This is a genomic window from Marinicella pacifica (assembly GCF_014636635.1).
Taxonomy (GTDB): Bacteria; Pseudomonadota; Gammaproteobacteria; order Xanthomonadales; family Marinicellaceae; genus Marinicella; species Marinicella pacifica.
Window position 1 is genome coordinate 310,763 of record NZ_BMEO01000003.1, and the last position, 22,716, is coordinate 333,478.

The following is a 22,716-nucleotide window of genomic DNA, read 5'->3' on the forward strand; positions in this document are numbered from 1 at the left end:
TTGATTATATAATTTATATTTGTGAACTTTGTGTCTTCTTGGTGTCCTTTGTGCTTCCTCAGCGACCTCTGTGGTTACCCTTTTTCAATTCGAATCAATTAGATTGATAATCAATAATCACGGGCGCATGGTCTGAAAAGCGTTCTTCTTTATAGATATCCGCACCGAGGACCTTGTTTTTAAAGTGAGGCGAGCTTAAGTGATAATCCAGTCGCCAGCCGGTGTTGTTTTGCCAGGCCTGACCGCGATTAGACCACCAGGAATATTGATGTTCTTCCTGATTGACTTCTCGAAAGGTATCAGTCAGTTGATGTTCATTCAGTAATTTGGATATCCAGGCACGCTCTTCGGGCAAAAAACCTGAATTTTTCTGATTGGCTTTCCAGTTCTTGATATCAATTTTCTTGTGTGCGATGTTCCAGTCGGCACAGATAATAAAAGGCTTGGTTTGTTGATTCAGTTGCCGGATTTTGGCTTCGATATGGTCCATACAGATATATTTAAACGCTTGCCGGCTGTCTTTCGAAGATCCCGAAGGTATATATAAACTGGCGACGATCAGATGGGACATTTCAACCGATAGCCATCGACCTTCGCGGTCAAATTCATCGAATCCCAACCCGTATTCGACTGTTAAGGGTTGATGCCGGGATAAAATCGCCACGCCGGAATAACCTTTTTTCTCCGCATCGGCCTGGAAATAGTGATAACCCTGTGGCATAAATTGTGCCGGTGGTAATTGATGTAACTGGGCTTTAGTTTCCTGAATACATACAAAATCAGCTTGTTGATGGCTGAGCCAGGGAAACAGGCCTTTACGTTCAGCCGCGCGGATTCCATTGGCATTGAGGGTAATAATTTTCATAAGAAAGCCAAAAAATGGCCGATTATAACATTGCCCAAAAAGCTTGCAATTAAGGGGCTATTTTTAGATGATGTTACTTTTCATACGCATAATCATCAAATGTCCATAGCCCACCAGTTTTTACAATTAGCCATCGAAAAAAATGTCCTGAAACTCGGTGAATTTACCCTTAAATCGGGCCGTATCAGCCCGTATTTTTTCAATGCCGGCTTGTTTGACGATGGCCGCTCTCTTCATCTGGTGGGTGATTATCTGGCGCAAACCCTTGAACAAAGCGGTATTGTGTTTGATGGTCTTTTTGGTCCGGCGTATAAAGGCATTCCTTTGGCCACCACACTGGCAATCGCCTATCAACAGCGTTATGGCCGAAATTTGCCGGTGACTTTTGATCGTAAAGAAATCAAAGACCATGGCGAAGGGGGGCAAGTCATGGGCGCTACTTTGAAAGGCCGCATTTTAATTGTCGATGATGTGGTGTCAGCCGGCACTTCGGTGCGACATTCAATCGAATTAATCAATCAATCTGGTGCCCAAGCCGTGGGTGTCGCGGTGTTACTCGATCGTCAGGAAAAGGGCCAGCAGGCACTGTCCGCCATGCAGGAATTACAGCAACAATTTAAGCTGAAAACCACCGCCATAGCCGGGCTGGACGATTTAATGGCCATGTTACCTGATGACAGTGGCGATGCCCGGCGGGTGGCCGATTACCGCCAACGCTACGGTTGTTAAATCATGGCTGATTATGTGATTGGCGACGTACAGGGCTGTTATGACGCGCTGATGGCCCTGCGCAAAAAGATTAATTTTAATCCCGATTGTGACCGACTGTATTTTTTGGGTGATCTGGTCAATCGCGGTGGTCAGTCGCTGGCAGTGTTGCGTTGGGTCTATGCCCGTCAGGCCAATTGTCAGACGGTTTTGGGTAACCATGACTTAAGTTTGCTGTACCGTTATTATTTTCCGCTTAAGCGCCAAAAAAATGCCGAATTTGCGGCTATTTTTGCAGCCACAGATTGTGACTTGTTGTTGAGCTGGTTATTACACAGCCCGTTGGCCATTGACTTACCCAATGCATTGTTAACCCATGCCGGGGTTTATCCCTGGTGGTCGCTTGCAGAATTTCTACAAAAAAGCCTGTGGGCAAGTAAAAAATTAACCCGTAAAACGGAAAAATACCTGAAAAAAATGTACGGTGATACACCAAAGCGCTATGACGATGGTTTGGACAAAATGGCCAGATGGCGATTTATCATCAACAGCTGTACCCGCATGCGCTTTGTGGATGCTGAGGGGAACCTTGATTTTAAAGAAAAGATGGCCACCAGCGACAAGCCTAACCTAAAACCCTGGTTTAGCTATCTAAATCAATCAGAATTACCCAAACCTATCTTCTTTGGTCACTGGTCAACGCTGGGATTTTATCAGCAGGGTAAAATCAACGCGCTTGACAGCGGGTGTGTGTGGGGCGGGGCGCTCACCGCGGTTCGTTTGGATGATCAGGCAGTTTTTCAGGTCCAATAAGGCGTAACAAAAGGTCGATTTTTTTATCCATAACTGCCACAATACCCCCATAACTCTCGTCTAATAATTAATTTTTCCATGACCGATAAATACGTAACCGAAAATTTTATTACCCAAATCATTGATGCCGACCTAACCAGTGGTAAACACACCGCTGTGGTGACCCGTTTTCCGCCTGAACCCAATGGTTATTTACACATTGGCCATGCCAAATCCATTTGCCTGAATTTTGGGGTGGCTGCCGATTACAACGGCACCTGCCATTTGCGATTTGATGATACCAATCCTGAAAAAGAAAGCGCCGAATACGCCCAGTCCATTAAAGAGGATGTGCGTTGGCTGGGTTTTGACTGGCAGACACATGAATACAATGCCTCTGATTATTTTCAACAATTGTATGACTTTGCCATTGAATTAATTAACAAAGGTCTGGCCTATGTGGATGATCAGTCGATAGAAGAAATCCGGGAAAACCGCGGTGATTTTAATACCCCGGGTAAAAACAGCCCGTACCGTGAGCGCAGCGTTGAAGAAAACCTGGATTTATTTAAACGTATGAAAGCCGGTGAGTTTGACGACGGCAGTAAAGTCCTGCGCGCTAAAATAGATATGACATCCGGTAATATTAATATGCGTGACCCGGTGATTTACCGCATTCGACGTCTGCATCATATCCACACCGGCGACACCTGGTGTATTTATCCGATGTATGATTTTACCCATGGTATTTCAGATGCCATTGAGGGTATCACCCATTCATTGTGCACCCTGGAATTTGAAGACCATCGGCCCTTGTATGACTGGTACCTGGACAACATCAGTATTCCGAACCATCCGCAACAAATTGAATTTTCACGGCTGAACTTATCCTTTACCATCACCTCAAAAAGAAAGTTGAATCAATTGGTTGAAAATAATGTGGTGGACGGTTGGGACGATCCCCGTATGAGTACCTTATCCGGTATGCGACGCCGTGGCTATCCACCGGCCGCCATCCGTGAATTTATTAAACGCGTCGGTGTCAGTAAAAGTGAATCGGTGATTTCCATGACCGTTTTGGAAGACACCTTAAGAAGTCACCTCAATAAAGTCGCACCGCGGGTTATGGGTGTCCTCAGACCCTTAAAAGTGGTGATTGAAAATTACCCCGAAGACAAAGAGGAAATCCTCACCGGCGCCAACCATCCCCAGGATGACAGCTTTGGTGAGCATGAAATTCCCTTTGGCCGAGAAATCTATGTAGAACAAAGTGACTACAAAGAAAACGCCAACCGCAAATTCTTCCGCCTCACCGAAGGCCGCGAAGTGCGCTTGCGCCATGCTTATTACATCACCTGCCAAAAGGCCATTAAAAACGAGCAGGGCGAGGTGGTGGAACTGCGCTGTACCTATGACCCCGAAAGCCGCGGCGGCACCGCTGACGGCCGCAAAGTCAAAGGCACCATCCACTGGGTTTCTGCAAAACATGCCAAAAACATTGAAGTGCGTCTATACGACCGCCTGTTTAATCACCCTAAACCGGCCAGTTTGGATAACTTTCTGGATGCCATCAACCCTGATTCATTAACCATCCTCAAAGATGCTCTGGTGGAACCGTATTTACTTGAAGCCGATCAGGATGTTGTCTATCAGTTCGAACGCAACGCCTACTTCAAACGCGACAAAACCCACGAAACCGACCAACCGGTTTTCAACCAGGTCGTCACCATGCGCGACTCCTGGGCGAAATTAGAGGAAAATAGTCAGTAGATGGATGCTGAACTATACACCTGATATTAATCTGTTTTAATGCTGATTTTATAACCACAGAGTACACAAAGGTTTTCACAAAGGGCACAGCGTTAAATGTTTAATTATTTTATCTTTGTGAACTCTGTGTGTTCTTTGTGGTTAAGCCTTTTATTTAACTTGAGTTGTGCAAGATTATTCCAAAAAACACTGGTTACCGGCTTTCTCCGAGGCGGTATGATGCTTTGTACCAGTGACTTAGCTCTGAGGCCTCTGCGGTAATATTTTTTATAACCACAAAGGTCGCAAAGTTCTTCACAAAGGACATAAAGTCGAATATTTAATTATTATACCTTTGTGAACTTTGTGCATTCTTCGTGCCCTTTGTGGTTAAATTTATTATTCGTTTTTTTAAAGTATTTTTGCTTTTAACCGACACAATTTAATACGAAGAACCGTTAAATTAGGTGTCTTACTCTAAAATGTAAAACTACACTGTTGTTTTACATTTAGTATTTCAAATAGGATGGTTAATCAATTTTTTGAGGCGTTGTGGCAGCAGTATATGGCGATTACACCGCAGGCGGCGGCGATTCATCAGTTGCTGGCTGAGCGGGGTGAGCAGCCGGTGAATGATCATGTGGCTTTGCGGACTTTTGGTACCGATAAACTTGGATTGAAGGCACTGATTCCGCTGATTGAAACCCTGGGTTATCGGGTCAAAGGTGATTATGAATTTACGGCTAAAAAACTGACCGCGGTTCACTTTGAACATCAGGATGACCCGAATCATCCGAAGATATTTCTCAGCCAATTGATTATTGAATCCCTGCCGGATGATTTACAGGCTATTGTGGCCGGATTGGATGCGCAAGTTGCGCCTGAAAAAACCGGCAAACTTGATTTCTTGTTCAGTGGTCGTCCCTGGGATTTGTCCTTTGCGGATTATATCCAATTATTACAAGTGAGCGAATATGCGGCCTGGACGGCGGCTTTTGGTTATCGGGCCAATCATTTTACCGTATCGATTAACCATTTACTGACCTTCTTTGAGATTGAAATGTTAAATACATTTCTCCTGGATCAAGGTTTTCAGTTAAATGAATCAGGTGGTCAGGTGAAAGGTACACCGGAACAGTTACTGGAGCAATCTTCAACCCTGGCGGATATGGTGCATGTAGAATTCAGCGACACGGATCACACCATTCCGGGCTGTTTTTATGAGTTTGCCAAGCGTTACCCGCAATCGAACGGTCGTCTTTATCAGGGCTTTATTGCCGCGTCTGCGGATAAGATTTTTGAAAGTACGGACAATAAAAAACCGGTCTAAATTTATGACCGGTTTTTATATTTCTTTAAAATTTAATGTTACCGGGTGTACGCGGAAATGGAATGACATCACGCACATTGGATAGGCCAGTAACATAACTGATTAAACGCTCAAAGCCGGCCCCAAATCCGGAGTGGGGCACGGTACCGTAGCGTCTGAGGTCGGTGTACCATTTGTATTCGGCTTCGTCTAAGTTATGGGCTTTCATCCGATTTAACAGGTACTCGAGGCGTTCTTCACGTTGTGAGCCACCCATGATTTCACCGACGCCGGGCACCAGTACATCCATGGCGGCTACGGTTTTCTTGTCGTCGTTAAGCCGCATATAAAAAGGCTTAATTTCTTCCGGGTAGTTTTTGACTACAATCGGTTTTTTGAAGTGCTTTTCGGTTAAATAGCGTTCGTGTTCGGTTTGTAAATCGAGGCCCCATTTCACCGGGTATTCGAACTTAACATTGGCTTTTTCCAGAATTTTCAGGGCATCGGCATAATTAACCTGTTCAAATTTGTCATCCAGAAGGGTTTCTAAGCGTTGGACACAACCTTTATCGACAAATTGATTGAAAAACTGCATGTCATCGGCATTATTGTCGAGCACTTGTTTAACTAAATATTTTAAAAAATCTTCAGCCAGCGCAGCCATGTCATTTAAATCAGCAAAAGCCACTTCCGGTTCTATCATCCAGAATTCAGCGAGGTGTCGCTGGGTGTGGGAATTTTCAGCGCGGAAAGTCGGGCCGAATGTATAGACTTTGCTTAAGGCACAGGCATAAGTTTCGGCGTTGAGTTGGCCGGATACGGTGAGATAAGTTTCTTTACCGAAGAAATCTTCACTGAAATCAATGTCGCCTTTATCGGTTTTCGGTAAGTTCAGCAAATCCAGGTTACTGACCCTAAACAAATCACCGGCACCTTCACAATCACTGGCGGTGATAATCGGGGTGTGCAACCACAGATAGCCTCTTTGATTAAAATACTGGTGCACCGCCTGGGCCATGGTGTTGCGAACCCGCATCATGGCACTGAATGTATTGGTGCGGGGTCGTAAATGCGCCACTTCACGCAAGAATTCCATGGTATGGCGTTTGGGTTGAACCGGATAACTGTCCGGGTTTTCAACCCAGCCCACAACAGTCACCTTATCGGCTTTAATTTCAAGGTTTTGGCCTTTGCCGCCGGATTCAGTGAGTTCGCCGGTGACAATAACCGAGCAACCGGTAAATAATTTGATGACTTCAGTGCTGTAGTTAGGCAATGATTCATCGGCCACCACCTGAATGCCATCGAAACATGAGCCATCGTGGACCACCAAAAAAGAAAAGCCTTTGGCATCGCGGGTGGTGCGAATCCAGCCTTTGATTTCAACGGTTTGACCGGTATCCACCTGACCGTTAAGTAATGATTTTATGGAATGGGATTGCATATTATTCAGTCACTTTTTTGGGGCCGTTTAACAGAGCCTGTTCAACAGCATCAACAATTAAATCCACTTCGGCTTCGGTGATTTTAAAGTGTGGCGTAAAACGCAGAGAATTCTCACCGCCGTGAATCACACCAACACCCTGATAGCGCATATACTCTTCGATGCTACCGGCCCCGTAGGCTTTAAATTCATCACTGAGTTCACAGGAAAACAGCAAACCGGTGCCCTGTACCGCGGTAATTTCGCCATCCAGTTTGTCTTTAAGGGCGTTGAGTTTTTGTAAAAATAATTGACCCATATCACGGATATTCTGTTTGATTTCCGGGGTCATGTGTTTAATCACTTCATAAGCCACATCCAGGGCTTTAGGATTGGCGGTCATGGTGTTGCCATAAATACCCACCACGTACAAAGAGGCCGCTTTTTCGTTCATGGCCAGTACTGACAAGGGGTAGTGACCGGCATTCATCGCTTTAGAATAGGTTTCCATATCCGGTGCGGGTAAATCCTCAAAACCAGGATAATCACAAATGGATAAGCAGCCTTGGGCCCGTAAACCGGCCTGAATAGAATCAATCAATAATAAACTACCGTGTGCTTCGGTCAGCTCTCTGGCTTTGGCATAAAATTCAGGTGTCAATGCCACGCCGGGATTACCCTCGCCCATCACCGGTTCCATAAACAGGGATTCAATAAACTCATTGTTTTGGGCGGCTTGGTCAAAGGCCTGGATCAAGGCATCCACATCGTTGATGGGCACTGTGATTAAGTTATTACGGCCCTGAAACGAAGCCAGATTTTTCTTGTAAGATTTTAGTGAAGAGTCTGAATACTGAGCGGGCCGATCGGTGCGACCGTGGAAAGCGCCTTCCAATGCCATTATTTTTATGGTTTTGCCGTAATGCTCACCTTTTTGCCCGGTGAGGTTTTTGGCGTTGACATCAGATATGCGTGAAGCCACTGTGACCGCCTCCGAACCTGAATTCATACAGATAAATCGGCTGTAAGGGCACTGTTCACGATGAATACCGATTTCCTTTTTCAGTAAATCGGTAAAGCGTCGCTGGTAAATATTACCCGTCATAATATTGGCCATCACATGCGGTTTGGCCATGGTTTTTAACACATAATCCGGGGCATGACCGGCACCCAACATGCCGTAACCGCCATTGTCATGCAACACGGCACCCTTTAGGGTAATAACCCAGGGGCCTTTGGCAGCCAGCGCCACATAGGGATTTACCGCATCACCGGCGTAAAAATTGACAAATGATTGTTGTACAAACGCCACCTGATCGGCTTCGTCCATAGGGATGATGTCCGGATAATGTTGCTTTATAAAAGCATACTGTTCCATGGCGTTGTTAACGGCTTCTGTGAGGTTGGGATCCTTGTCAATAAAAGAAGCCAAAACATCATCACTTAAACCGTGGGTTAACTTTTGGCCGTTGGCGGCTTTTAAGGTGTGTAAGTGGTCAATCACTGTCATGCTTTATCTCTATACAAAATTACAGTGGCGCATTTTAGCATGAATCACTTTTAATGCCACGCCTTGCGTGTGCTGTGAATGTCAATAGTTGATTAAGCGCAGATTTGTTGGCGTGGCTTCTAAAAAGTGGGTCTGATGATGCCAGTCACCCATGACGATGCGGGTGTTTTCGCCCTGTTGGTGAACCGCCGGCCGGTGGGTGTGACCGTGAATCAGTAAATCAACATTGTGCTGTTTAAAAAGTGATTGAATGGCGTTTTGATTTACATCCATAATGGCCATATCGGCCTGGCCGGTGTGTTCGCGACTTTGTTGTCGGGCTTGTTGGGCAAATTCAATGCGCTTTTCGATGGGCATGGCCAGGAATTGTTGTTGCCATTGAGGATCGCGCAGTTGCTGTCTGGCTTTTTGGTAGGCCACATCATCGGTGCATTCTGCATCGCCATGCACCAGTAAAGCAGGTCGGTCGTAGAGGTCGATGATATGGGGTTCATGCAATAATGTTAAATCACAAGAGCCCGCAAAAGATTCACCCAGCAAAAAATCACGGTTGCCGGCCATAAAGTAACATTGACAGCCTGAATCACTTAACTGTTTCAACTCAGTCTGGACGGTTTGGGCGATGTCATCGATGGCATCATCGCCCAACCAGTATTCAAATAAGTCACCGAGAATATAGAGTTTGTCCGCCTGACTCGCCTGTTCGCGACAAAAACGGACAAATCGCTCCGTTATTTCAGGGTGTTGCTGACATAAATGCAAGTCAGCAATAAACAGGGCTTTACTGTTCGGCATCAACTGGTAATTCTTTGATCACCGAAATGTCTTTAATAACCACGTTTTCTAATGGTGCGTCTTGTCGGAAGGGCGGTTTAGCCCCGGTTTCTTTAAAACGAATTTCATCCACCACATCCATGCCTTTCACCACTTCACCGAACACCGCATAGCCCCAGGTGTTGGTGTTTTGTTTGCCGGTGAAATTTAAAGCAGCATTGTCCTGGACATTGATAAAAAACTGCGCGGTGGCCGAATGAGGATCGGGCAGGCGTGCCATGGCAATGGTGCCGCGGTCATTTTTAAGACCATTGTCCGCTTCATTATAAATTGGATTGCGGGTGGGCTTTCTTTGTAAATCTTCGGTGAAACCACCGCCCTGAATCATGAAAGTGCTGATAACACGGTGAAAAATGGTGCCGTCATAAAAATCATCTTTTACATACTGTAAAAAATTAGCCACCGTTTTGGGTGCTTTGTCGTCATACAATTTTAAGTAAATATCACCTTCTGAGGTTTGCATTTTTACCAGGGTGTTTTCGGCCATGAGTGTACAACTCATGAGTACGCCGATGATAAGCATCAATTTTTTCATGGTCTGTATTGGTTTTTAAAAAAGTGTCATGATACCGCTTAGCCGGGCAGTTTTCCAGTAAAAAGAAGCCCTGGTTCAATGCTATAATGGGCGCTTTTTGTTAACAATTAAGCATGTCAGAATTTTTTTCACACACGCAACAACAACCTGTCAAAATATTGTTACTGGGCTCGGGGGAACTGGGCAAAGAATTCACCATTGAAGCTCAGCGCATGGGCCTGTATGTGGTGGCCGTTGATCGTTATAAAAATGCACCGGCGATGCAGGTGGCGAATGAATTTCGGGTGATTGATATGCTGGATGCGCTGCAATTGGCGAAATTAATTAAGGCGGAACAACCGGATTTAATTGTGCCGGAAATTGAGGCCATTGCCACCAAAGCACTGGTGAAAGCTGAAGCAGCGGGTTTTAAAGTGGTGCCCTCCGCCAAGGCCGCTGATTTAACCTTAAATCGCAAAGGAATCCGCGATCTGGCAGCCAAAGAACTGGGCTTGGAAACCAGTGATTATCAATTTGTTGAAACCTACGATCAATTCTGCCGGGCGGTCAATGATATTGGTTTACCCTGTGTGGTGAAACCGGTCATCAGCTCTTCAGGGAAAGGCCAGTCAATCGTGCGTGAATTAAATCAATTGGACGCCGCCTGGCAATTAAGTCAGGAAGCCGGGCGCGCCGGGGCGGGTGAAGTGATTGTTGAGTCTTTTATTAAATATGACTTTGAAATAACTCAATTGACGGTTCAACATGCGGCCGGTTTGTCATTTTGTGAGCCCATTGGTCATTTGCAGGAATCTGGTGACTACATTGAATCCTGGCAGCCGCAAGCCTTAACCGATACCACCTTAGCCAAGGTGCGGGAAATGTCCGAAAAAATCACCACGGCTTTGGGTGGCTGGGGTGTGTTTGGGGTGGAGTTTTTTATTCGCGGTGAAGATGTGATTTTTTCAGAGGTTTCACCCAGACCGCACGACACCGGTATGGTGACCATGATTTCACAGGATTTAAGTCAGTTTGCGCTGCATTTACGGGCCATATTAGGGTTGCCGATTCCGGCCATTAAAAATTATCAGCCGAGTGTTTCAAAGCCGTTACTGGGTCAGGGTCGGGGTGATTTAATTCGTTTTAGCGGAGTAGAGCAGGCCTTAAGTCAAACCGGTACACAGGTGCGTTTGTTCGGTAAACCCGATATTAACGGACGTCGCCGATTGGGGGTGTGTTTAGCCAGTGCCCGATCGCTGAATGCCGCCCGTAAAAAAGCCACGGACATGGTCAATGCCATCACGATTCATATTGACAGCAGTGCCTCTTTATCATGATTGAAGCGTTTGCCACTTGTCCCAAGCAACTGGAATTGTTGCTGAAACAAGAAATCATTGATTTGGGCGGTGAAGATGTGAAAGAGGCCCTCGCCGGGGTGTTTTTCAGCATGAACGCTCAAGATTTACCACGGCTTATTATGTGGAGCCGTTTGGCCAATCGCATAATGGTCAAATTAGGTGAATTCAAATGCCGTAACAAACACGATTTATATGAAGCGGCCAGTGGTATTCAATGGCGATCTTTGTGCCGACAATTTCCCGATACCCTGTCACTGCGCTTTTCAGGCATCAGTGAATCACTGAAAAACACCCATTTTTCGTCACAAATCATGAAAGATGCCGTGGTTGATCAGTTAGCTGCATTCTATGAACAACGCCCCAAAGTGGTAAAACAAGACGGCCATTTAAGTGTCTATGGCCACCTGCGCCATCAGCAAATCAGCCTCTATCAGGACATCACCGGACACAGTTTACATCAGCGGGGTTATCGCAGTGAAAATACCCTGGCGCCGTTAAAAGAAAATTTAGCGGCCGCGCTTTTGATTCGAGCCGGCTGGCCGGACAAAGCCGCACACCATTATCATCTCATTGATCCGATGTGCGGTTCAGGTACCTTATTATTAGAAGGCTGGGCGATGGCCGCCGATCTGGCACCCAATTTAAATTACAAAAGTCATGCTTTATTCAGTTGGCAGCATTTTGATGTTAGTCAGTGGCATCAACTGGAAGATGATGCCAGGCAACGGCATGAACTGGCCGCAGCCACGTATCGAGGTCAGATTATTGGTGTTGATCACCATAAGAAATCGATTGAGCTGGCGCAACAAAACAGCCGTCAAATCAGCGGTGGTGAGCGCATTGGTTTTCATTATCAAACACTGGATAAATTTAAAATCCCACCGCGTAATAATCTGATTATCACCAACCCGCCCTACGGGGTGCGGTTACAAAAGAATTATTTGTCCAGTTGGCGTCAATTGGCGCATTGGCTGGCGAATAATGTGCGTGAAGCCGAAGCGGCGATCTTAACACCGGATGAGTCCATGGCCTGGTTGTTGGGTTTTAAAGTGCAGAGTGCTTATCAGTTTTTTAATGGCCGCATACCGGTGCAGTTACGTTTGCTGAACATTAATAAAGCCAATCGCTTAACAGTGCCCGATAAACAGCATTTTGCCTTACCGGCTTCGGCCCAAATGATGGCCAATCGTTTAAAGAAAAATCAGGCTAAACTAAGTGCCTGGTTAGAACGTGAACAGATTGATTGCTACCGTCTTTATGACGCCGATATCCCTGAATATTCTGTGGCGGTGGATTGCTATCACGAGCACGTGGTGGTGCAAGAGTACCAGCCGCCGAAAACAATCCCTGAGAAACAAGCCGAAAAACATCTGAACCACGCTTTATTGGCAGTACAGTCGGTATTACAGCCAAAGCGTGAACTGATTCATCTAAAAACCCGGCGCAAACAAAGCGGTGACAGTCAGTATCAAAAACAAGAAGACACCGCCATCAAAGTGGTCAACGAGCAAGGACGGCGTTATCGGGTGGATTTTGAGACTTATTTAGACACCGGTTTGTTTTTAGACCATCGCTGGTTACGGCGAACGCTGCAATCTGAAGCTAAAAATAAACGGGTGCTGAATCTGTTTTGTTACACCGGCAGTTTATCCGTGGCAGCAGCTTTGGGTGGTGCCAGCCGGGTGGACAGTGTGGACACCTCGAAAACCTATTTACAGTGGGCCAAAGATAATTTTGATTTAAACCAGATTAAAGGCCAGCACCGTTTTATTCGCCAGGATGTGATGGCGTTTTTACAATCTTGTCAGGATAACTATGATATCATCATTGCCGACCCGCCGACCTTTTCTAACTCTCATTCCCGTGATCAGGACTGGATTTTGCAGCAGCATCATGGCGACTTAATTAGGGCGTGTATGGCTTTATTAACGGCCACAGGTACACTGTATTTTTCTAATAATTATAAGCAATTTTCAATGGATGAACGCTTGATTGAGCAGTTTGATATTACAGACATCACAGAACAAAGCCTGGATCCTGACTTTGCCGGCAGTGGTATTCATTGGTGTTATAAAATTCGACCGGCGTCAAAAAACAATTAACGAAACGATTTTTTTTCAGTATGATAACCATGCTTAATTTATAAATGTCCCATGAGAGTCCTGATTACTTTAACACTGATGCTGTTTTTACTGCACAGTCATGCCGGTGATGATTATCAAGCCTGGAAAGAAAGTCGTTTAAGTGGTTTGCAAAAACCGCATGGCTGGTTATCGCTGGTGGGTATGGAATGGCTATATCCGGGTAAAAACACCATCGGTTCAGCAGGCGATAATGATATCCGGTTAAGTCATGGGCCAAAGTACCTGGGTTATTTCAGCCTGAAACCCGATCAATCGGTGACTTTTACCCCGACACAAGGTGTGACTATTCATGCCAATGGACAGCCGGTGACACAGACCATTGGAGTTTATGCAGATATTGAAGAACCTGAGACCACTGTTTTTCATGTGGACAGTTATGAATTTTATGTGATTAAACGCCATAAAAAAGCACTTAGAATCAAAGACGCTCAGGCAGTAACACGTCTTAACTTCAAAGGTTTAGACTATTTTCCTGAACAGGAATCTTATCGGGTATGGGCGGATTTTGTGCCCTACAATCCGGTTAAAATTATTCAAACCGTGAATGTGCTGGGGCAGCTGTATGATGAACCGTCCCCAGGGCGGCTAGAGTTTACCTTAAAGAATCAAAAATTCAGCTTGGATGCTTTTGATGGTGGTGACAGTTATTATATTGTTTTCGGCGATAAGACCAATGGTCGGACCACTTATGGTCCCGGTCGGTTTCTCTATTCTGAGGGGTTGGTCAATGCGCAGGGAAAAGTGTTGCTGGATTTTAACAAAGCGTATAATCCGCCATGTGCTTTTACCGCTTATTCGACATGCACCTTGCCGCCATTACAAAACCGCCTGAATATCACGATTGAAGCCGGTGAAAAAAAATACGGTGACAGTCCTTATTAATAAAACATGAGGGGAGAACAGTGAACTCAGTCAAAATTGAAATTAAATGGGCCATCATCTTTTTTGTGGCGACCTTACTTTGGATGTGGTTAGAACGATTAGTGGGTTTGCACGATCAATACATTGAGAAACACGCCGTTTACACTAACTTTTTTGCCATTATAGCCACCGCTATTTATGTGCTGGCTCTGTTAAACAAACGTCGCGCGTTCTACCAGGGTACCATGACCTACTGGCAAGGCGTTCAAGCGGGGTTGTGGCTGACCTTGTTTATTGTTGTGTTGGTGCCTTTGGCACAGTTCATTACCCATACCTGGATTACACCTGATTATTTTCATAATGTATCACAGCATGCGGTCAGTTTAGAGCAGATGACGCCAGAACAGGCACAGGCCTATTTTTCTTTACCTCATTACATTCAGTTATCGGTTATTATGGCCGCTGTTATGGGGTTTGTGACCACCCTGGTGGTGGCTGTTTTTACTCGGAGATCAAATTAATGAAGTCCTCGTTTACCGCTTTGCTTGTCGGTTTTTTTTTATTAGCCGGCTGTGACGACAAAGAAACCGCATCAACAGATGACAAAAATAAGACTGCTGAACAAAAACCGTTTGTGGGTATTAAGCAAAACAAAAAACCTTCATTAAGGGAGCAAAAAACCGGTGAGTTTTTTAGCTCAAAAATGTTGCCTGTTTCTGAATTAAACCCTGAAACAAACCAGGATATTTATGTGCATTTAACCGGACAGGTTGTGAACATTAATGACAGACAAACCTGGGCGGTTATTCAGGGTGAAGATGTGGCATTTTTTGCTTTTAATCATGCCGCTATGCCCATCATTAAAAAAGAATTTTTAGGGCGTCAAATATATCTGCGAGCCATTATTGAAGAAAAACCTGTAACCGAGCAAGTGTTAAGTGATGTAAAAAATAATGGATTGGCACCTGGTTTTGCCACTGATAACATCGTTGTGGGGTATCAGCTGAATACCACCAAAGCAGATTTAGTCAGTGCGGTCGATGAAAAAACCTTTATGACCCCTTGACTGACTGTTTAAGTATCCAGGAATTCGTGAGAGAGTTGATGAATTAATTGTTTTTGGTCCTCCTCTAAAAACGGACTGATCATTTGCAGAATGTGAAAAATACCGTGTGAAAGTTTTTTCTGTTCATCAAAATCATCATCAAAAATGGCCACTGAATAATTCAGCCAGAAAGTGGCTGTTAAGGCTATCTGGTCTGCCAGATTGGCGCAGGTAGCGGCATCGGTTTTAAGGATTTTTAAGCTGTGTAATTGTTGCAGAATATTCAGTGCGGTTTGCGATTTTAAAGCCAAGATACGCCGAAAATGTCGTTTCAGAAACTCAATGCGATGCATTAACTGAATTAAATTTCGGTATAAGAAGCGGTATTCCACAATCACGTCAAACACCAGATTTAAGTATAGCCACATGTCTTTCATTGTGGTGTTTTCAATATCCGGTATGGTCAGTACTTCTTTGATTTTAGTTTCATAACGCAGAAACAGCTGCCAGATGATGTCATTCTTGCTTTTGTAATGGTAATACAAATTACCCGGACTGATGTCCATTTCATCAGCAATGTGGTTGGTGGTGACATTCGGTTCACCTTCTTCATTAAATAATCTTAAGGCGGTCAGCAGAATACGTTCTTTGGTGTCCATTATCAGGCGGTGAGTTTGTTCACTAAATCAATGTAATGTTGTTTGGCTTCATCCTGTGACATGCCTTTGGTTTTTTCCCAGGCTTCGTATTTGGCGGCGCCTACAAAATCAAAGAAACCCGGCTTGTCCCCGTGCACATCACCCACCGAACCTTGTTTGTAATACGCATATAATTTCAGCAAGGTTGCATCATCGGGTTTGTGGGGCAGTTTTTTTACATCATTTTGGGCATTGGCAAATGCATCATCTAATTCACTCATGGTATGATAATCCGTTTATTGAATAATCTTTATTTGACACGATTTTAACGCATCGGTCAACGACAAATACGGGAGAACATGGCATGTCATATTTTGTTACCGGTGGTTCGGGCTTTATCGGACGCTTTTTATTACCTAAACTGTTTGCCCGCAAAGGCGATATTTATCTGCTGGTCAGAAAAGGTTCTGTTAATAAACTAAAACAGCAGCTCAAAGACATGGACGCGCCGCTCAAGCGTATTGAGCTGGTGATTGGTGATTTAACTAAAGACAATCTGGGGTTGTCCAAAAAACAACAACAAGAATTAAATGCAAAGGTGAAACATTTCTTTCATCTGGCTGCGGTGTACGACATGGCCGCTGACCTTGAAGCCCAGTTAAACACCAATGTGGATGGTACCCGGCATGCCATGAATCTGGCAGAAACCATCAAAGCCGGGTGTTTTCATCACATTTCATCGATTGCTGTGGCCGGTTTGTATCCCGGTGTGTTTCGCGAAGACATGTTTGAGGAAGCTGAAGGGCTTGAACACCCTTATTTTCGAACCAAACATGATGCCGAAAAAGCGGTGCGTAACCACTGCCAGGTGCCCTATCGGATTTATCGTCCGGCGATGGTATTGGGACATTCTAAAACCGGTGAAATTGATAAAATTGACGGACCATACTATTTCTTTAAACTGATTCAGAAGTTGCGTAAAGCGTTTCCGCAATGGATGCCGATGATGGGCATCGAAGGCGGTCGTCTAAATATGGTTCCGGTGGATTATGTGGTGGATGTGATTGATCACATTGCGCATAAAAAAGGACTCGATGGCGGTTGTTTCCACATCACTGACCCCAAACCCAAACGCATCGGCCATGTGCTCAATATTTTTGCCGATGCCGCCCATGCGCCGCAGATGAATATGCGCATTGATGCGCGGGTGTTTAACTTTATTCCGGGCGCGGTGAAACAGGGTCTGATGATGCTGTCACCGGTGAAACGGATTCGCCAACAAATCATGAATGATCTGGGCATCCCGCCCGGGGTGCTGAATTTTGTCAATTATCCAACCCGGTTCGATGACCGGGAAACCCAAAAAGCGCTTAAAGGTTCGGCCATCAAGTTACCCAAACTCAAAAACTACGCCTGGACCTTGTGGGATTACTGGGAACGCCATTTGGATCCTGATTTATTTATTGATCGGTCTTTGAGTGGTCGGGTGAAAGAGAAGCGGGTGATGATCACCGGTGCCACCTCGGGGATTGGTCTGGCCACGGCGCAGATGCTGGCCGAAGCCGGCGCTGAATTGATTATTGTGGCCAGAAAACAAGCCGCACTTGACGAAACCGCCCAAGATTTAAAACAACTCGGTGCCCGTGCCGTGCATCGTTACAGTGCCGATATCGCCAACGAAAAAGCCGCCAACCAGTTGGTGGCGGATGTGATTGAGGATTTGGGTGGCGTCGATATTCTGATTAATAACGCCGGTCGTTCCATACGCCGTTCAATTGCTTTATCTTATGATCGTTTCCATGATTTTGAACGCACCATGGATTTGAATTATTTCGGTTCTTTGCGACTAATCATGGGGTTCTTGCCAGGTATGGCTGAGCGTTGTCTTGGCCATGTTATTAACATTTCTTCCATTGGTGTTCTCACCAATGCCCCGCGTTTTTCCGCTTATGTCGCCTCAAAGGCGGCTTTAGATGCTTTTGCGCGATGTGCCGCGGCTGAATATAACGATGTGAATGTGGCTTTTACCACCATTAATATGCCGCTGGTACGCACGCCGATGATAGCACCCACAAAAATCTATAATTCGGTACCGACCATTTCCCCAGAAGAGGCGGCGGAATTTATTAAAGACGCCATCATCCGTCGTCCGCAACGCATAGCCACCCGCTTAGGGGTGTTTGCTCAGGTTATGCATGCCCTGGCGCCTAAATCCATGGAAGTGGTGATGAATACAGCATTTAATATGTTTCCGGATTCTGCGGCTGCCAAGGGTGAACAAAGCAGCGGCACCCGGGAACCGTCACCCGAACAAATGGCTTTTGCCAGTTTGATGCGCGGCGTGCACTGGTAAATTTAATGAGTGTGGATTTTTTACACAATATTAAGTTCAAATCAGTACAATGTGGACAAAATTAAATTCGGGAGTGAGATGGCGTGTTTGAAATTGTAAGTAGCGGCGGCGTGGTGATGATTTTCTTGTTGTTACTGATGGCGTTGGCGATGATGATTGTGGCTGAACGTTTCTGGAGCCTGCGGAATCAAGAAATCATTCCAAAAAAATTAGCCCCCGATGTGTTGAAATGGAGCCGCAAAAAACAGCTCGATGAAAACCACATCGACAAATTGGCGGAAAACTCACCGTTGGGTTATTTAATGGCCACGGCTTTAAAACAACGCCACCGACAACGGACAGAAATTATTGAATCGGTCGAGGATGCCGGGCGGCATGTGTCCCATCAATTAGAAAAACCACTCAACTGGTTGCAGGCGATTGCTGAAGTGGCGCCTTTGCTGGGACTTTTGGGTACCGTTATTGGAATGATGAAAGTGTTTGCCAATATTATGGAATTTGGGGTGGGTGATGCCAACCAGTTGGCCGGCGGTATTTCTCAAGCCTTGACCACCACCGCAGCCGGATTGATTGTGGCGATTCCGGCGGTCTTGTTTTACCGTTATTTTAAAAACCGAATTGCTGATCAGACCATTGTCATGGAACAACAGGTGATGCAACTGATTGATAATTTGGCCCCGGCTGACAAGCCATGAAATTTTCCACCGAAGACAACAACCCATCGCGTTTAAACCTCACTTCATTAATTGATGTGGTTTTTTTGTTGTTGATTTTTTTTATGGTCAGCACCACTTTTGAAAAGCAATCTAAACTCAAAATAGAATTGCCTGAAGCAACCCAGACAGATCGTCGGACAGCGCCCCAGAATGTAACCGTCACCATTAATGCCAAGGGTGTGTTTTACCTGAATGACAAGCAATTATCCGAGCAAAATGCCAACGGTTTACGGCAACAGCTCAGTGCTGTGATTGAACAAGACGAGACCGCACGGGTGTTGATTAAAGCCGATGCCAATGCACCGCATAAATTTGTGGTTACGGCCCTTGATGTGGTGGGGCAGTTGGGCATTGAAGGTGTCTCTATCGCCACCACCGAAACCCGGCCCTGATTATGATTGAAGCCGGTTCTTCGGTGACCTACGGGTCGTTATTGCGTTATATAAAGCCCTACCGCATGGTGTTCTTTTTGGCCTTGTTTGGAGCGGTAATCGATGCCGCCATGAAAGCTTTTTTTGTGTGGTTGCTGTCGCCTATTCTGGAACATGGCTTTAATCAGCAAGACCCGCAGTGGGTGCGTCTCATTCCTTTTTTAGTGGTGGGTATTTTTTTCATCCGCAGTGTTGGTAATTATATGGCGGCTTATGGTTTTACCTGGGTCGGGCGTCAAATCATTAATGACCTTCGGTGGCAGGTTTTTAATCGTTATTTGCAATTGCCACAACGTTTTTATGATCAACACAGCAGTGGTGGTTTGTTGTCGCGGCTGATTTATGACATTGAACAAATGGCCAATGGGGTTTCAAAAAACTTTGTGTTGTTGATACGAGAGTTTTTATCCATTGTGTTTTACCTGATGGTGATGTTTTATTTTTCCTGGCAGCTGGCACTGGTGGCTTTTGTGGTGTTTCCGGTTATTGGCGGGGTGGTGCATCAAATCAACAAACGTTTCAGGCGCATTGGTCATGGTATTCAGGATTCCGTGTCTGATATTACCAATACCGCAGAAGAAGTGATTCGCGGCCATAAAATCGTGAAACTTTTTCAGGGAAATCAACAAGAACAACAGAAATTTCAGGGTAACCTGAAAGCCAATCGCCAGTTACAGGTCAAAATTGCCGCCACCAAAGAAGTGTTGTCCACCATCACCTTAATGCTGGTGGCCTTTGCTTTGGCCGTGATCATGTATTTGGCGGCAAAAAACGGTATGCCGGCGGCTGATTTTATGGCTTTTATGACCGCCATGTTGGCTTTATTACCTACGGTGAAAAATTTATCCACCATTTTTGCCACTGTTCAGACCACCATGGCCGCTGCTGACAGCGTGCAGCAGGTCATCTCGGCTGAGCCTGAACAAGATGAGGGTGAGGTTGAATTGGACAGCGAGTACATTGATATACAATTTAAGCATGTGGGTTTTGCTTATCATGACGACACACCGGCACTTCATGACATTGATTTACACATAAAAGCAGGTGAGAAAGTGGCATTTGTGGGCACTTCTGGTGGTGGGAAAAGTACCCTGGTTAATTTGGTGCCGCGCTTTTATGACATCAATGAAGGTGAATTATTGGTCAATAAGCGACCTGTTAAAAGCTACTCATTAGAGAGTTTGCGCCGTCATATCGCCGTGGTGTCGCAGGAAATTGTGTTGTTTAATGACACCGTCAAAAATAACATTGCCTACGGTGCTTTGCGCAGCTGTTCTGATAATGCGATTCATAAAGCGGCTCTGCAGGCTCAGGCAACAGGCTTTATTGAACAGTTGTCACAGGGTTTTGATACATTGCTTGGAGAAAATGGCACCGGTTTATCCGGTGGTCAGCGACAGCGCATTGCCATTGCCCGGGCATTGTTAAAAAACGCACCTTTGCTTATTTTAGATGAGGCCACTTCCGCCTTAGACACCGAGTCTGAGCAAGCCATCCAACAAGCGCTAAAAACCGTGATGAAGAATAAAACCACTTTAATTATTGCCCACCGCTTATCTACGATTGAACACGTTGACCGGGTGGTGGTTCTGGAGCAGGGACGCATCGTGCAGCAGGGCAGCCACCGGCAATTAAGTGCAGAAGCGGGCCCTTACCGGCAACTGCTTGACAGTCAGCAATTAAGCCGGTGAATCTGATGACTGAACGCGACCAAAAATGGAACCAACGCTGGTACGGCAATCAGCCGGTGGGTTTGTTTTATCGGATATTGGCGAATTTATTTGCGGTCATCTATCACAGCCGGCGTTTTTTTTACCGCATTAAACTGCTCAAAACCCATCGGTTTAAAAAGCCGGTGATTGTGGTCGGCAACATCACGGTCGGCGGTGGCGGTAAAACCCCGATGGTGATTTATCTGGCGCAACAATTAAAATCAAAAGGCCATCGTGTGGGGGTGGTGTCACGCGGTTATGGCGGTCAAAGAAAGGTGGAGCCGATGTTGGTCACACCCGGTGCCGATCCGGCCGCAAGCGGCGATGAACCGCTGCTGATGGCGAAAACTTTACACGTACCGGTGATGGTGGCCAAAAAACGCGCACAAGCGGTTAAGATGCTAATTACACAACACAACGTGGATGTGGTCGTGTCTGATGACGGACTGCAGCATTATGCCATGGGACGAGATGCTGAAATTGTGATGTTGGACAGCCGGCGACAAATCGGAAACAGCCTTTTGTTACCGGCGGGCCCATTGCGGGAACCGATCCAACGTTTGCAGGATGTGGATTTGGTTGTTTACAAAGGGCCGGTTAATGAAGGATTGAATTATCAACATGAAATTGAGCATATTTATCAGCTTAACCACCCCAAAAATATACGTTCAGTGGCCGATTTTCGCAGTCAGAAAATCATCGCCATGGCCGGCATTTCCAGCCCTGACAGTTTTTTCAGTTTACTGGCAGACAATGGATTGGCGGTCTTAAAACAACCTAAACCCGATCATCATGTGTTTCAGGTTGATGATTTCAGTGATGAACACATTACCCTGATCACTGAAAAAGATGCAGTTAAATGCGGGGCTATACAAAATCCGTGCATTTGGGTGGTCAAAACCCGCATTATCCCTTCTCGTGAAACTGATTTGGCCTTGAATCAATTGATTGAACAGGTGATGACATGAGTGATTTTGATTTTGTGATATGTATTCCGGCCCGTTATCAGTCGAGCCGATTGCCTGGTAAGCCGCTGATAAAGTTAAATGGTAAAGAACTTATTTTGAGGGCAGTTGAATCGGCGCACCGGCTGGGGGCACGTGAAGTGACGGTGGCCACCGATGACATGCGCATTGCCACTTGTGTGCGTGAGCAGGGCTATGATGCAGTCATGACGAACCCGGGTCACGCCACCGGTACCGATCGAATTGCCGAATGTGCGGACATTAAACAATGGGATAATGATACCTGGGTACTTAATTTTCAGGGCGATGAACCGGATATACCCCGACAAAATGTAGAGCAGGTTTTGCAACTGGTTGAAAAAAATCCGGAGGCTGTTATGGGTACTTTGTACCAGCCAATCACTGAATTGGATGATGTTTTTGACCCCAATGTGGTGAAAGTGGTTTTGAATGATAAAAACCGGGCCTTGTATTTCAGCCGTGCCCCCATACCTTGGTCACAAGCCCATTTTAATCACCAGGCGAAACGCATGCCCAATCAGGAAATTTATAAAAGACACATAGGTCTTTATGTGTATAAGGTTTCATTTTTGCATCGATTCAGTGACCTGCCGGCCGCTGAACTGGAGCAATGTGAATCTCTGGAGCAACTCAGGGCACTGGCATCCGGCGAACAGATTGTGGTGGCGCGGGCGGTCACCGATATGCCGCACGGTATCGATACAGCTGAGGATGTTATGCGGTTTGAACAGCGTAATAAACCTTGATAAGACTCAGTTCACTTGTATA

At 45.6% G+C, this 22,716-nt stretch carries 22 protein-coding genes; 15 read left to right on the plus strand and 7 right to left on the minus strand.

Annotated elements, in window-relative coordinates:
• Nucleotides 1-94: 94 nt before the first annotated feature.
• Nucleotides 95-865, minus strand: coding sequence for an exodeoxyribonuclease III (locus IEV16_RS05495; RefSeq protein ID WP_188364674.1), 771 nt, complete (start codon nucleotides 863-865; stop codon nucleotides 95-97).
• Between the two features lie 99 nt (nucleotides 866-964).
• Here IEV16_RS05495 and pyrE point away from each other — a divergent pair, with 99 nt between their 5' ends.
• The 4 genes from pyrE (at nucleotide 965) to IEV16_RS05515 (ending at nucleotide 5,444) form a co-directional block, all read left to right on the plus strand.
• The gene (gene pyrE, locus IEV16_RS05500; protein WP_188364675.1) at nucleotides 965-1,594 is read left to right on the plus strand and encodes an orotate phosphoribosyltransferase; all 630 of its coding nucleotides are present in this window, start codon (nucleotides 965-967) and stop codon (nucleotides 1,592-1,594) included.
• 3 nt (nucleotides 1,595-1,597) lie between these two features.
• Nucleotides 1,598-2,386 carry a symmetrical bis(5'-nucleosyl)-tetraphosphatase gene (locus IEV16_RS05505; RefSeq protein WP_188364676.1) on the plus strand — a complete coding sequence of 263 codons (789 nt, stop codon included), beginning with the start codon at nucleotides 1,598-1,600 and terminating at the stop codon, nucleotides 2,384-2,386.
• Nucleotides 2,387-2,464: 78 nt separating this feature from the next.
• On the plus strand, nucleotides 2,465-4,135 hold the full coding sequence (locus tag IEV16_RS05510; protein WP_188364677.1) for a glutamine--tRNA ligase/YqeY domain fusion protein: 1,671 nt from the start codon (nucleotides 2,465-2,467) through the stop codon (nucleotides 4,133-4,135).
• 505 nt (nucleotides 4,136-4,640) lie between these two features.
• Nucleotides 4,641-5,444 carry a DUF1338 domain-containing protein gene (locus tag IEV16_RS05515; protein ID WP_188364678.1) on the plus strand — a complete coding sequence of 268 codons (804 nt, stop codon included), beginning with the start codon at nucleotides 4,641-4,643 and terminating at the stop codon, nucleotides 5,442-5,444.
• Between the two features lie 25 nt (nucleotides 5,445-5,469).
• Here the strand turns inward: IEV16_RS05515 and asnS are convergent, their stop codons facing one another.
• The 4 genes from asnS to IEV16_RS05535 form a co-directional block, all read right to left on the minus strand.
• Complete coding sequence (asnS, locus tag IEV16_RS05520; RefSeq protein WP_188364679.1) at nucleotides 5,470-6,867, minus strand: asparagine--tRNA ligase; 1,398 nt, start codon at nucleotides 6,865-6,867, stop codon at nucleotides 5,470-5,472.
• 1 nt (nucleotide 6,868) lies between these two features.
• Complete coding sequence (locus IEV16_RS05525; RefSeq protein WP_188364680.1) at nucleotides 6,869-8,356, minus strand: aminotransferase class III-fold pyridoxal phosphate-dependent enzyme; 1,488 nt, start codon at nucleotides 8,354-8,356, stop codon at nucleotides 6,869-6,871.
• A gap of 81 nt (nucleotides 8,357-8,437) precedes the next feature.
• Nucleotides 8,438-9,151 (minus strand): UDP-2,3-diacylglucosamine diphosphatase, encoded by a 714-nt coding sequence (locus IEV16_RS05530; protein ID WP_188364681.1) that lies wholly within the window; start codon nucleotides 9,149-9,151, stop codon nucleotides 8,438-8,440.
• Nucleotides 9,138-9,725, minus strand: coding sequence for a peptidylprolyl isomerase (locus IEV16_RS05535; protein ID WP_443093947.1), 588 nt, complete (start codon nucleotides 9,723-9,725; stop codon nucleotides 9,138-9,140). The genes IEV16_RS05530 and IEV16_RS05535 overlap by 14 nt, the downstream gene beginning before the upstream one ends.
• Nucleotides 9,726-9,838: 113 nt before the next feature.
• On the opposite strand from IEV16_RS05535, the gene purT reads away from it, so the two are divergent.
• Genes purT through IEV16_RS05560 form a run of 5 tightly spaced genes read left to right on the plus strand, consistent with a single transcriptional unit; the run spans nucleotide 9,839 to nucleotide 15,133 of the window.
• On the plus strand, nucleotides 9,839-11,041 hold the full coding sequence (purT, locus tag IEV16_RS05540) for a formate-dependent phosphoribosylglycinamide formyltransferase (protein ID WP_188364682.1): 1,203 nt from the start codon (nucleotides 9,839-9,841) through the stop codon (nucleotides 11,039-11,041).
• The gene (gene rlmKL / locus IEV16_RS05545; protein ID WP_188364683.1) at nucleotides 11,038-13,164 is read left to right on the plus strand and encodes a bifunctional 23S rRNA (guanine(2069)-N(7))-methyltransferase RlmK/23S rRNA (guanine(2445)-N(2))-methyltransferase RlmL; all 2,127 of its coding nucleotides are present in this window, start codon (nucleotides 11,038-11,040) and stop codon (nucleotides 13,162-13,164) included. Before purT ends, rlmKL begins: the two co-directional genes overlap by 4 nt.
• A 51-nt stretch (nucleotides 13,165-13,215) precedes the next feature.
• A complete protein-coding gene (locus tag IEV16_RS05550) occupies nucleotides 13,216-14,088 on the plus strand; it encodes a DUF1684 domain-containing protein (RefSeq protein ID WP_188364684.1) in 873 nt (290 codons plus the stop codon).
• Nucleotides 14,089-14,108: 20 nt separating this feature from the next.
• On the plus strand, nucleotides 14,109-14,588 hold the full coding sequence (locus IEV16_RS05555) for a DUF4199 domain-containing protein (RefSeq protein ID WP_188364685.1): 480 nt from the start codon (nucleotides 14,109-14,111) through the stop codon (nucleotides 14,586-14,588).
• Nucleotides 14,588-15,133 (plus strand): hypothetical protein, encoded by a 546-nt coding sequence (locus IEV16_RS05560; protein WP_188364686.1) that lies wholly within the window; start codon nucleotides 14,588-14,590, stop codon nucleotides 15,131-15,133. The genes IEV16_RS05555 and IEV16_RS05560 overlap by 1 nt, the downstream gene beginning before the upstream one ends.
• Before the next feature lie 8 nt (nucleotides 15,134-15,141).
• Here the strand turns inward: IEV16_RS05560 and IEV16_RS05565 are convergent, their stop codons facing one another.
• Both IEV16_RS05565 and IEV16_RS05570 read right to left on the minus strand, forming a co-directional pair.
• Nucleotides 15,142-15,771, minus strand: a complete 630-nt coding sequence (locus IEV16_RS05565; protein ID WP_188364687.1) for a TetR/AcrR family transcriptional regulator — start codon at nucleotides 15,769-15,771, stop codon at nucleotides 15,142-15,144.
• Nucleotides 15,772-15,773: 2 nt separating this feature from the next.
• Nucleotides 15,774-16,031: an acyl-CoA-binding protein gene (locus IEV16_RS05570; RefSeq protein WP_188364688.1), complete on the minus strand. Its 258-nt coding sequence runs from the start codon at nucleotides 16,029-16,031 to the stop codon at nucleotides 15,774-15,776.
• 83 nt (nucleotides 16,032-16,114) lie between these two features.
• Between IEV16_RS05570 and IEV16_RS05575 the strand changes: the two genes are divergently transcribed.
• The 6 genes from IEV16_RS05575 to kdsB all read left to right on the plus strand — a co-directional run bounded on the left by IEV16_RS05575 (nucleotide 16,115) and on the right by kdsB (nucleotide 22,694).
• Nucleotides 16,115-18,103, plus strand: coding sequence for an SDR family oxidoreductase (locus IEV16_RS05575; RefSeq protein ID WP_188364689.1), 1,989 nt, complete (start codon nucleotides 16,115-16,117; stop codon nucleotides 18,101-18,103).
• A gap of 83 nt (nucleotides 18,104-18,186) precedes the next feature.
• Entirely contained in the window at nucleotides 18,187-18,798 is a 612-nt protein-coding gene (locus IEV16_RS05580) for a MotA/TolQ/ExbB proton channel family protein (protein ID WP_188364690.1), read from the plus strand.
• On the plus strand, nucleotides 18,795-19,211 hold the full coding sequence (locus tag IEV16_RS05585; protein ID WP_188364691.1) for an ExbD/TolR family protein: 417 nt from the start codon (nucleotides 18,795-18,797) through the stop codon (nucleotides 19,209-19,211). Before IEV16_RS05580 ends, IEV16_RS05585 begins: the two co-directional genes overlap by 4 nt.
• 2 nt (nucleotides 19,212-19,213) lie before the next feature.
• Nucleotides 19,214-20,941 carry a lipid A export permease/ATP-binding protein MsbA gene (gene msbA, locus IEV16_RS05590; protein ID WP_188364692.1) on the plus strand — a complete coding sequence of 576 codons (1,728 nt, stop codon included), beginning with the start codon at nucleotides 19,214-19,216 and terminating at the stop codon, nucleotides 20,939-20,941.
• Nucleotides 20,942-20,946: 5 nt separating this feature from the next.
• Nucleotides 20,947-21,930: a tetraacyldisaccharide 4'-kinase gene (lpxK, locus tag IEV16_RS05595; RefSeq protein WP_188364693.1), complete on the plus strand. Its 984-nt coding sequence runs from the start codon at nucleotides 20,947-20,949 to the stop codon at nucleotides 21,928-21,930.
• A complete protein-coding gene (gene kdsB / locus IEV16_RS05600; RefSeq protein ID WP_188364694.1) occupies nucleotides 21,927-22,694 on the plus strand; it encodes a 3-deoxy-manno-octulosonate cytidylyltransferase in 768 nt (255 codons plus the stop codon). Before lpxK ends, kdsB begins: the two co-directional genes overlap by 4 nt.
• Nucleotides 22,695-22,716: the final 22 nt, after the last annotated feature.

What these genes read in the sequence shown, in the direction of transcription:
- IEV16_RS05495 (WP_188364674.1), bottom strand. Translation starts at nt 865, where the DNA reads ATGAAAATTATTACCCTCAATGCCAATGGAATCCGCGCGGCTGAACGT.
- pyrE (WP_188364675.1), top strand. Translation starts at nt 965, where the DNA reads ATGTCCATAGCCCACCAGTTTTTACAATTAGCCATCGAAAAAAATGTC.
- IEV16_RS05505 (WP_188364676.1), top strand. Translation starts at nt 1,598, where the DNA reads ATGGCTGATTATGTGATTGGCGACGTACAGGGCTGTTATGACGCGCTG.
- IEV16_RS05510 (WP_188364677.1), top strand. Translation starts at nt 2,465, where the DNA reads ATGACCGATAAATACGTAACCGAAAATTTTATTACCCAAATCATTGAT.
- IEV16_RS05515 (WP_188364678.1), top strand. Translation starts at nt 4,641, where the DNA reads ATGGTTAATCAATTTTTTGAGGCGTTGTGGCAGCAGTATATGGCGATT.
- asnS (WP_188364679.1), bottom strand. Translation starts at nt 6,867, where the DNA reads ATGCAATCCCATTCCATAAAATCATTACTTAACGGTCAGGTGGATACC.
- IEV16_RS05525 (WP_188364680.1), bottom strand. Translation starts at nt 8,356, where the DNA reads ATGACAGTGATTGACCACTTACACACCTTAAAAGCCGCCAACGGCCAA.
- IEV16_RS05530 (WP_188364681.1), bottom strand. Translation starts at nt 9,151, where the DNA reads ATGCCGAACAGTAAAGCCCTGTTTATTGCTGACTTGCATTTATGTCAG.
- IEV16_RS05535 (WP_443093947.1), bottom strand. Translation starts at nt 9,725, where the DNA reads ATGAAAAAATTGATGCTTATCATCGGCGTACTCATGAGTTGTACACTC.
- purT (WP_188364682.1), top strand. Translation starts at nt 9,839, where the DNA reads ATGTCAGAATTTTTTTCACACACGCAACAACAACCTGTCAAAATATTG.
- rlmKL (WP_188364683.1), top strand. Translation starts at nt 11,038, where the DNA reads ATGATTGAAGCGTTTGCCACTTGTCCCAAGCAACTGGAATTGTTGCTG.
- IEV16_RS05550 (WP_188364684.1), top strand. Translation starts at nt 13,216, where the DNA reads ATGAGAGTCCTGATTACTTTAACACTGATGCTGTTTTTACTGCACAGT.
- IEV16_RS05560 (WP_188364686.1), top strand. Translation starts at nt 14,588, where the DNA reads ATGAAGTCCTCGTTTACCGCTTTGCTTGTCGGTTTTTTTTTATTAGCC.
- IEV16_RS05565 (WP_188364687.1), bottom strand. Translation starts at nt 15,771, where the DNA reads ATGGACACCAAAGAACGTATTCTGCTGACCGCCTTAAGATTATTTAAT.
- IEV16_RS05570 (WP_188364688.1), bottom strand. Translation starts at nt 16,031, where the DNA reads ATGAGTGAATTAGATGATGCATTTGCCAATGCCCAAAATGATGTAAAA.
- IEV16_RS05575 (WP_188364689.1), top strand. Translation starts at nt 16,115, where the DNA reads ATGTCATATTTTGTTACCGGTGGTTCGGGCTTTATCGGACGCTTTTTA.
- IEV16_RS05585 (WP_188364691.1), top strand. Translation starts at nt 18,795, where the DNA reads ATGAAATTTTCCACCGAAGACAACAACCCATCGCGTTTAAACCTCACT.
- msbA (WP_188364692.1), top strand. Translation starts at nt 19,214, where the DNA reads ATGATTGAAGCCGGTTCTTCGGTGACCTACGGGTCGTTATTGCGTTAT.
- lpxK (WP_188364693.1), top strand. Translation starts at nt 20,947, where the DNA reads ATGACTGAACGCGACCAAAAATGGAACCAACGCTGGTACGGCAATCAG.
- kdsB (WP_188364694.1), top strand. Translation starts at nt 21,927, where the DNA reads ATGAGTGATTTTGATTTTGTGATATGTATTCCGGCCCGTTATCAGTCG.